The sequence below is a fragment of the Clostridium sp. LS genome, assembly GCF_002760435.1.
Taxonomy (GTDB): Bacteria; Bacillota; Clostridia; order Clostridiales; family Clostridiaceae; genus Clostridium.
This window is the reverse complement of record NZ_AUUU01000244.1, coordinates 1-604: the sequence shown is the minus strand read 5'-3', so window position 1 is coordinate 604 and position 604 is coordinate 1. Positions and strand designations below refer to the sequence as shown.

1 protein-coding gene is annotated in these 604 nt (G+C 29.3%); it reads right to left on the bottom strand.

The window, feature by feature from the left end:
• A partial coding sequence (locus COL3_RS26970) for a prolipoprotein diacylglyceryl transferase family protein (protein WP_143327586.1) occupies positions 1-512 on the bottom strand: 512 nt, incomplete at its 3' end.
• Positions 513-604 lie beyond the last annotated feature (92 nt).

The following is a 604-nucleotide window of genomic DNA, read 5'->3' as shown; positions in this document are numbered from 1 at the left end:
ATGAATAATATATAATCTAAAATAAATTCATATACTTGTGCAGGATGAAGTATTTGTCCATTATGGTTAATTCCCCATAACATTATATTTGTCATTGGTTTGCCAAATACGTCACAACCTACCCTGCCTATACCTTGAGCTAATGCTATTCCAATAACAGCAATATCTGCAAGTTTAAAAAATGATATCTTACTCTTAATATAGTATATGTATCCTGCAGCTACAGCTGAAACAATTCCTCCATGTATGGATAATCCACCTTCATTTATTTTGAATATTTCTCCAGGATTACTAAAATAAAATGATGGATTATAAAAAAGAATATAAAATAATCTGGCTCCTAATACTCCTGATATAACAACTATAAAAATTAAATTAAACATTATATCTTCATTTATTCCTCTTTTTTCTCCCTGCTTAATTGCAAATGCCCCACCTGTAATTGCAGCTATTGCTATCATTAAACCAAAAAAGTATATATGTATTGGACCAAAGTTAAAAAGTTCCTTCATATGTTAACTTCCTTTCTAAAATACAAAATTATTTTGTGCACTTTTTCTTAGACTTACCGTCTTTATTACAGCAACATCCACCTGAAGTATTT